This window comes from Kineosporia corallincola, assembly GCF_018499875.1.
Classification (GTDB): Bacteria; Actinomycetota; Actinomycetes; order Actinomycetales; family Kineosporiaceae; genus Kineosporia; species Kineosporia corallincola.
Genome location: NZ_JAHBAY010000032.1, coordinates 1 through 8,350 on the forward strand (window position 1 = coordinate 1; position 8,350 = coordinate 8,350).

Annotated in this window: 2 protein-coding genes; one reads left to right on the top strand and one right to left on the bottom strand. The window is 69.8% G+C overall.

Annotated elements, in window-relative coordinates:
- The coding region (locus KIH74_RS35520) for a hypothetical protein (RefSeq protein ID WP_214160851.1) at nucleotides 1-267 on the bottom strand (267 nt) is incomplete at its 3' end.
- Between the two features lie 22 nt (nucleotides 268-289).
- Here KIH74_RS35520 and KIH74_RS35525 point away from each other — a divergent pair.
- The coding region (locus tag KIH74_RS35525; protein WP_214160852.1) for a hypothetical protein at nucleotides 290-8,350 on the top strand (8,061 nt) is incomplete at its 3' end.

Below are 8,350 nucleotides of genomic sequence, written 5' to 3' on the forward strand. Positions count from 1 at the left end.
TGAGCGAACCATCAGTGGTGACGACAGTTCCACGATCAACGAGAAGACGCGCCCGCCGACGGAATCCTCTGCCGACGGCCCGGGGGTCGAGGTGGACGTCGCCCGTCGCCCTTCCACCAGCGGTGGCGACGGCTCGGTGGAGCTGATCGGTGGCGGCAACAGGTTCGACGAGAGTGCGCCGCTACTGGGCGAGAATCGTCGGCGCTCGATGGAATCAGACGACGGGTCCAGCCTGTACGCCGACTCTGTCGGCGGTGAATCGGCCACGCGAGTAGTCGATTTCACCGACATGCCGTCTGCAGGTGGCCGGTCCGAGCAGAAGTCCGGGGCGATGGTCCGTGAGGACGTGGCCAACAATGTTGTTCCGGAGGCACTTCGGAACGGCATCGATACCGCTGACCCGGTCGGCGCGATCAAGGACCGGGGCAAGGGTAGCGAGCAGGCCGAGCAGATCGCCGGCCGGGACGAGCTCGATATCGATGCCGACCCGAGTGCCCCCCTGCTCGGGAGCGGCGACCGGTCGCCGCTCCCCATCTCGCCCGATCGCGCCTTCTCGGCACAGGATTCCGGCGTCACAACTGGCTACGAAGGCTATACCCGGCTCCCCGACGAGGCGGGTGACGCCGTCGCCGGAAGGGCGGACGGCGAGCAGAGCGGGTCCGTGACGTCCGACACCCCGCACCCGCAGTCCTCGGGCGAAAGGCCGGATCCGGCAACGACAGGCAGTGCCGCCCATGATCCGGCGGCCTCCACGGCAGGGGGTCAGGGCGAGGCACGGCAACCGGCGGTGGTGCCGTCGAACCGCCATCCGGTGGGAGCGGGCGAGTTGCCGGGCCCGGGCGACCGGCGTCAGGTGATGATCGAGGTGATCACCGACGCGTATCAGGTGCGGCTGGCGAACGAGGAGGCGTTCGCGTTCGCGGTGACGGGAACGCGGACCCGGTTCGAGGACGTGTTCACCCGGACTCTCGACGAGCGCACGGCCACGGCGGCCAACGAGCCGGAGGCCCATGTGGACGCCGCGCGGGAACAGTTGTGGAAGAACGTCCAGTCCGACCTGAAGACGGATTATTTCAGTCATCTGAACCAGTACCGGAGCGAGGGCGGGGCGGCGCAGTGGCAGGCGCGGGTGGAGTCCGCGTTGTCCGAGGTGCCGGCCCGCGTGGACCGGGCGGTGCGCGACGAGGCGCAGGTGGCCGCGTTCCGGGAGCAGTTCGACGCCTCATCCGTCCGTCCGGCGACAACGGCGGGGGAGGGGGAACAGGGGGCGCGCGCCGCGGACCGGGCCCTCGAGCGTGAGGAGGCCTGGCAGAGCGTCGAAACGGGACTGCGGAAGGCGCAGCGCCAGGCCGAGGCGCCGGAACCAGGCGCCGGTGACCGGGAGCGGGTCGATCCGGAGCAGGTGGGCGAGCAGCTCCTGGAGAAGGCCCGGATCAAGGTTGCGGCGGAGGAGCCGGGGGGCTTCCGGGAGCACGCCGACACATTGTTCACCGAAACCGTCGAGGTGCTGCGGGCGTCCCAGTCGGGTGCGCTGGCGCAGCTGGAGCGGCATCCGCTGGTGCTGGACGGTGTTCGCAAGCGGTTCGGTTCGGTACCGGAGGCCCCGACCCTGGAGACGGCCCGGACGCAGGCACTGGGTGACCTGAAGCGCTGGGTGGACGGGGAACAGGACGCGGCGGCGCGGGAGCGGAAGCTGACCGATCTCCAGGGCGCCCGGTACGACGCCGCGGTGCAGGAATACGAGAGGGCCTTCCAGCTGACGGACGGTGAGCGGGCGGCCGTCCTCACGGACGAGATCGCTCTGCACGCCGTTGCTTCCGGGGCCGTGGAACGGGCCTACCGCGACCACCTCTCCGGGGCGGGAGCGGGGCAGGACCGGACACTGCCGCCGGAAGCGCTGGAGATGGTGGAGAGCCTGGTCGTCGACCGGATCCGGGATGCCCGGGACCGGAACTGGAACGAGCGCGTGCTGCAGGCGGAGGGGTACGGCTCGTTCCACGACAACGTCTTCCATCTTCAGGAGGACGGTGCCCGGGGGGCGGCGGACCGGGCGACGGTGGAGCGCCGGATCGAGCGCTTCGAGCAGGAGATCCGCCCCACCATGGACCAGATCCCCACCTGGGTAGCCGATCAGCACCTGCTGCGGGCGAACATGAGGGGATCGGCGCACGACTGGAACGAGCTGACCGGTGGCCGGGACCTGTTCAACCGGTACTACGCGGTCAGCGACGAGGTGCGAGGTGACCTGTTCCTCGGCTACCAGCGAGACATCGCAGCCGTCGACCACCATCTGCTGACCGACGGCGAGCAGAGCCTCAAGGCCATCCTGGCCGATGAGCGGAAGGTGACCGGCCGCCCGTCCGGCCCCGGCGACGAGGCGGCGGCGCTGGCGTCCGGCCTGCGGGGCGCGCTGCTGCTGGACCGCTACCTCGGCCCGGCCGAGAACGACGGCTCCGCGCCCGATCCGGACGCCGGGCGCCGCAGCCGCGAAAGCCTCCGGGAGCTGTTCCAGGCACTCGAGACGGCTCGGTCGGCCCCCTCCACCACCTCGCATGTACGGGCGGACGGCTCGGGACCGGCCGATGTGGCCCGGACCGCAGCACAGCAGCAGATCGCGGAACCGGCGGTGTCCCGGCCCACCGGGCAGGAGTCCCCACAGCGAGAACCGGAGACCGTTGGCGGGACGGGATCCGTTCGGCCGCCCGGGCACGACAGCGGTGAGGTTCTTGCCCGGATTCCCGGGAACCGGCCGATGGAGAAGGCTTCCACGACGGCCGCCGCTGCGGCCGCGACAACGGGCGTCACGGCGGGCGCCGCGACGGCGGCATCGGCCGTTCTGGGCAGCACGGCGGACGCCGGTCCCCAGACGCCCGTGCGGGTACCCGCTACGACGAACCGGCTTACCCAGGAACGTCTTCTGGCCGATCCGGAGCCGCAGCTCCAGGCCGATCGGCAGTTCCTGCGGGCTCAGTGGCTGGCGCAGGGCGCGTCCGAACAGGTGATCGGGCAGGCGCTGGAGGAACTGACCTCCTCGGCGCGTGCCCAGGTCGCGCACATGCAGACCTACGTCGACCAGGACAAGTGGCTGGAGTTCGCCGCTCGGGAAAGAGCCCGCGTCGGCTATGTCAGCCGGCCGTTCACCGTGGCGGCCGAGGTGGCTCCGGGCCTGGCCGCCTCCTACGAGAGGCTGGTGACCCACACCGCCGGCCTGAACCTGGAGAAGTACCAGGCTCTGGAGAGTTTCGGGCAGAGGATCACCGGTCACGTCCTCGGGCTGCTGGGCAGGACGGACCCGGCGGGCCTGACGCAGTGGCAGGCGATGAGGACGGCGGAGGCCGCCCGCCTGGTCAGCACCCTGGCGACCGATGCTGTGCAGGAAGCGTGGACCGCGGCTGCCGCCGAGCCCACCATCGAGGCACAGCTGACCGCGTTCGTCAGCGGGCTGGGCGACGGGTACGACCCGCTGGCAGCCCGGATCGACGCCGAGTTCACGCAGGCGGCGCGGATCCACCCGGTGGACGAGACGGTCGCCCTGTACGAGAACGGCCTGATTCCCTACAGCCGGGCCGCGATGGCCGCCCAGCAGGTGCCGGTCGAGGGCGTCCGCATCGTCCCGGCGGCCGACGGCCTGCGGCTGGAGCCCGACGTCCCGGGCCTGGTGGGCGAGCGCGTCAAGGACTACCCGTTCAACCGCGCCGAGGCGGCCGGGCCGCGCATCGTCCACGTGGCCGAGCCTCTGGGCGGTCGTGAGGTGAGTGCCGGCCAGGTGGCCGCTTTCCTGCAGAGTCTGCCGGCCGCGCTGCGTCCACGGCACGGCGAGCTGGATCTGCCGGCGGCCCTGTCGTGGGCGTCCTCCGGTCTTCCGGAGACCGTCGGCGAGCCTGTCGACACCGCCGAGGCGGCTGAGCCCCTCGCCACCCGTCACAGCGTCCCGCTGGAGCCGATGGATTCGGCGCCGGGCGACGAGTTGTTCGCGCCACCGGCGTCTTCCGGCGTCGAGGGGCAGGCGGTCGGCGGTTCCACAGTGCCGACACCCGACCCGGCCGAGGGTCTGGACTGGCAGGAATACACGTTCCCGGACGTGCCGGAGCATGTGGTCGTTCTGGGTCGCCACGATCCTGGCGGTGCTGTGGATCTGGGCGGCATCCCGGCCGAGCCGGGCCGCAGGGCACTGGTTCTGGCGCTGGACGGTGAGCTGCTGTCCGTCACCGCGCCGGTGGTGAACAAGATCGTGGAGAAGCTCACCGCGGCGGCCGCGGACGGGGTGAGGGCGTGGCGGATCTACGGCCACCGGCTGGCGGATTCCGTGGTTCGCCGGCTCGTGGCCGAGCTGGATGTGGATGTGGTGTTCACTCCCGGTTCGATCCGGACGAGCACGCTGGGTACCACGCAGGACGATTGGCCGTCGCGCAGTGGGCAGTTCGGCGGGTGGACGCGGCTTCGGCCGTATCGGCTGGGTGTGGCGGGGCAGGCGTGGCTCGTTGATCACCTGGGGCCGGACTTCGTCGCGGTTCCGGCGGTCACGTCGATTCCGGAGCGGGTCGAGGATGGGGGACCGGTGCTGTCCGCCGTGGACTCCCGAAGTGTCACGGTCGGGGGGAAGGTCTGGAGGTTGTGGCAGGGAGACGGCTGGGTCACCGCTGCCCCGCAGGGAGTTTCGCTGGTGCCCGACCTGGTGCCTCCGGTGGAGGACGGCGCGCTGGTGCTACGGGTCCAGGGGCGCGGTTCCGATCCGGTGGTTCAGGGGATCGTGCGGGGCGTGTTGGAGCGCTCCGAGATGAAAGACCTCTCGCGGGTGCGACTGGTGCTGGAGGATGTGCCGAAGGAGTTCGCTGCGGAGCTGGCTCGCGATCTCGGCATCGACGTTGTCTTCTCCTCCGAAGCCCTGACTTTCGTCGGCGGATCGTTCCTGGCGGTGGTGCAGCCGGTGGAGGAGACGGATGTGCACCGGGGCTGGCTGCGGGCGTACCTGGTGGAGGAAGACGAGATCTTCCGTCCGCTGCGGGAGGGGGCGGAGCTCGTCGACGAGGGGGTGGTCGTCGAAGGGCTGGGACAGATGCTCTTCCCGTCGTCCTGGGAGAGGGAGCTGGCGTCCCGGCAGCAGCCGTGGCGGATCGATCACATTGCCTTTCCCGACACCGAGATCCTGGACGACAACGGTGAACGGACGGGAACTCTTCTGGGTGAGAGCGCGGTTTCACATGCGGTGCCCACGGTTTCGGGGGTGATGGTCTCGGACACTGCGTCAGCCAGGGTGCTGGCGATGAGGTTGCCGGTGCATCCGGGACGGCCCACGATCTCGGTGGCGCAGGTGCACGACCGGCGGCTTGCTGAGGAGAAACTCACGACCTGGCGCCTTCTGGCGCCCGGCCTGACCCGGGCGGTCCTGCATGACGACCGGCGCCCGGTCCAGGTGCCGGCCTCCCGTCCGGGCAGCGATCTGTCGGCACGGATGCGGATGGAACCGGCCGGTACGAGCTGGCGGCCTGAGTACGACGAGGCGCTGGACGACCCCACCCGCGGCACGCTGAAACTGGTCGACTTCCTCGGGACCTGGCACAAGGACCGGACGGCGCTGCCCCTGCTGCCCCTCGAGCAGGCACGGCAGGTGCTCCGGGACACCTCGCCACTGTCCGGACAGTACCGGGCCGTGGTCACGTTGATACGCGTGCTGGAGCGCGCCTACCACCGGCGTGCTGAGTCCGGTGTTCCCGATGGTGCACGGATGACCTCCGAACAGCTGCGCGACGCGGTGACGGGAAAACTGGACCAGCTGAGAGACGCCGGTGTCAGCGATCCCCTGAGCGTGCTTCTGGCCGATCTGGCGGACCGTCCCGAGCGGACGCCGGACCCCGCTGCGGTCCTTGAGCATCTCGATGGACAGGACCCTCTGGAACATCGAGTCCGGATCACACTGGAGGACGTGCGGGCGGTTCTGGCCTCCCGCACCGGCCAGGAGACGCCGGTGAGCGTGAACCATCAAGGTGACGAAGAGCTGCGCAGCACCATTCTGGCCGGACTCGACGCTCTCGGTACCTGGGATACCCGGCAGACCGTCCTGGCAGCCCTCCTGCGTGCCGCCGGGCTCCCGAAGCACGACGACAGGGGGTACTACGGAAAACCCTACCCAGCACGTGTCATCGACGTGGGGAACGTGCGTCTGGTGGAGATGCGCCCACACGTCCACTTCGTGATCGACGACGGCGTGAGCGCTGCCGAGGCCGATCGGACGGTACAGCGGGAACGGGCGGCCGTTCCCGTGATGTTTCAGGCCATGGACGGATTCACCTCCGATGACGGCCGCACGGTCTTCTTCCGGTTCAGGCCTCTGGTCACGGCCGGCAGGTTCTCGTGGGGCGGCGCGCAGAACATCCGGCTGGCTCCGGGTTCCGGACGCGCCAGCGCGGCTCGCGTCTTCGTCGAGAGCTCAGCCCAGACCCTGTTCCACGAAACTTCCCACCAAATCGGGCTTCCCGATCGGTACGCCGTGGATGTCGAGGTCGAGGGACCGCGGCCCCTGAATTACCCGAAGCGGCGTCTGCGGCCCGGTAACCCGCCGGGTCCCACCCACTTCCGGCCCAACACGCAGGACCTCCAGCCTGCGGTCATGAGCTCCTCACAAGGCATCTGGCCGTATACGCTCAGGGATGTTCGTCAGCTCTACCGGATCGTGACGGATGTGCCTGACACATCGCCGGGCGGGCATCCCGGTTCCTGGCTCGCCGGGTACGATGTGCCGGCCTCGCACGAGGCGCTTGTCGGGGCCGTCCGCCGGCATCTGGAGAGCCTCGGCTGGCACGATCTGCTCGCGGCCGTGGACGACACGGCCGACGGCCGCATCGCCGGTCTGCCGATGAACCACCCGATCGTCACCGCCGGCGACCCACGCGACGTCTTCCACATCACCAGCTCCCTCCAGCGCCCGACCCTGCTGCACGCGCCCTCACGCCAGGTGGCGGAAGGGGCCTGGCTGCACGTGCAGTTCTCGCCCGATGCGCTGCTGACGGGACTGCCTCCGGTCCGGGTGATGATCAGTCCGCGGGGGGAGAGCAGCCCGGACACGGTATTTGCGGGCGCCGTCGCGGAGTCGTTCTCGGTGAACCTGGTCGAGCGGCAGGGAACGAGCGCGTCGTCTGCCCGGCGACAGTGGCTGGTGGGACGGCGCGCGGAGAAAGCCTCGTCGTCGGAGGAGGTCAGCTCACAAGACGGGTCGTCGGTCGGGTCGTCGGCCAGGTCGTCGGACGACGAGAGCTCCCGGGAATGGGGCGAATACGGATCCGGTCAGGTGATCGTGCTCAGCCGCGACCACCGGTCTTTTGACTTCGACACGGACCATGTCCGGCGGGAGCCGGGCCGGACCGCGCTGGTGATGTCCGAGCTCGACGGGTTCGCCTCCGGCGAGGAGGACGGGGTGACGGAACGGATCGTCGAGCGGATCACGGCGGGGGCCCGTGAGGGAATGAAGGCGTGGCGGGTCTACGCGGACTTCATCGACGAGGACGTGGTGCGCGGACTGGTGGGGGAACTGGGGGTGGACGTCGTGTACTCCTCTGGCTGGATCGACCTTGATTCGCTGAACACCATGCCGGACCCTGAATCGGCCGGGCCGTTCGGTGGGTGGTCGCGGGTCCGTCCCTACCGGGCGGCCGGCCCGGGTCAGGCCTGGCTCGTCGATGATCTGGGGCCGGAATTCGTGCCGGTTGCGGTGGGGACCGAGCCGGTGGGCGACCCGCCACCGAGGCTGTCCGAGGTGTCCGCTCGGAGTCAGGAGCTGCCCGGCGGATCCTGGGATCTGCGGGAGGGGAACGGGTGGATCAGCGCGGTGCCGCAAGGAAGGTTGCTGTCGCCGGACCGGATTCCGGTGGCTGTCGACGTCGTCGGCGACAGCGAGCTGGTGGTGCAGGTTCAGGGCGACGGAAATGCTGATGCTGCACTGTATTTCGTGCGGAGCGTTCTGGGCAGCCGTTCTGCGCAGGATGGGCGGCCTGTGCGGTTGCTGGTGGGGAATGTGCGAGCTGAGGTCGGGGCGGGGCTGGCGCGGGATTTTGGTGTGGAGTTGGTGTTTTCGGCTGATGAGCTGGTGTTTCATGGGTCGGGGCCGTTCGTGGCGTCGGTGCGGCCGATCGGGAACACGGATGTGCATCGGGGGTGGTTGCGGGCGTATCCGGTGCAGGTGGGGGCGGTGGTTCATCCTTTGCCGGAGGGTGGTGTGTTGCTGGACGGGGTGGTGGTGCAGCGGGTCGGTGAGATGCATTATCCGGCGGCGTTGTGGGAGGGGGTGGTGGAGTCGTGGCGGCGGCCGCGGCAGGTTCGTAGTGTCCTGACTGAGGACAGCGAGATGGTGGGTGTT